This window comes from Mesorhizobium sp. M8A.F.Ca.ET.021.01.1.1, assembly GCF_003998025.1.
Lineage (GTDB): Bacteria > Pseudomonadota > Alphaproteobacteria > Rhizobiales > Rhizobiaceae > Mesorhizobium.
On the sequence record NZ_RZSJ01001023.1, the window covers coordinates 1 to 839 of the forward strand.

At 55.3% G+C, this 839-nt stretch carries 1 protein-coding gene and 1 pseudogene; one reads left to right on the forward strand and one right to left on the reverse strand.

The features are described from left to right. Positions 1-303: DUF2147 domain-containing protein (locus tag EOA36_RS36330; protein ID WP_145969548.1), on the reverse strand; the 303-nt coding region annotated here is incomplete at its 3' end. A 439-nt stretch (positions 304-742) separates the two neighbouring features. On the opposite strand from EOA36_RS36330, the pseudogene EOA36_RS39015 reads away from it, so the two are divergent. Further along, positions 743-839, forward strand: a pseudogene (locus EOA36_RS39015) (sel1 repeat family protein); the annotation flags it as partial.

Genomic DNA, 839 nt, shown 5'->3' on the forward strand with positions numbered 1-839 from the left:
GACAGGCACGCAACCGCTCATCTTGAGCGAGGTGCCAGCCAATGTCGCCTTGCCGGAATAGGTCTTGTCGTTTGCCGGATCGGTGATGTTGCCGGTATATTTGTTGTCGCCGGCCGCCTTGAGCGATCCGATGGTCTTGCCGGCATATTTACCGGACTTGAGCGTAATGGAAAATGAATCGCCGCCTGAAATGGCCGCGGTGTCGCCTGCCTGCGTTTTCCAGTTGCCCTCGATCGGATCGGCCCATGCCGCGCCGCTCAGCATCAAAGTGGCCGCCAGGGCCAGGCTCACTTTTCGAAACATGTCTTCCTCCGTTTGGATAGCCGGCCGGATGCCCCGCCTCGCCGGTCTGCCGCTTACGCAAACGTAAGCTAGTCCAGCTTCCGTCAAAACAAAAGCGGTGCCGCAACGGAAGACTTTGGCGTTTTGAAAGCGGCTGAATTCGCTCTGTCGGGACGGAAACGGAAACGATCGCCGCGTCGTGTTTGTTTCCCGTGGTTAGCGGAGTGTTGATCGGGGTCCTGAAAATTTTCGTCAAATTTGGCGAAAACCAGCCGAATTGCTGGTTTCGTATCCTTAACGAATTTCCGTGTTTACCTCTTGTTTTAGCTTTGTTTTCCTCAAATTAAGCACGCCATTTAACGACGGATTCAAGCCTGCGCGGCATTCTCGAAAGCATCGAAAGAGCGCCCCCGGACAAGACAAACGGAGGCAGCTCTCGGGAGCCAGACAGGGGACTAAAATGGCACGTTTTGAAATGCTTGAAGCAGGCTTCGGCGCCATGGGGGCAACTGCCCAGGCCGACATTCTTTTCGAACTGGGCATGATGTATGCGACCG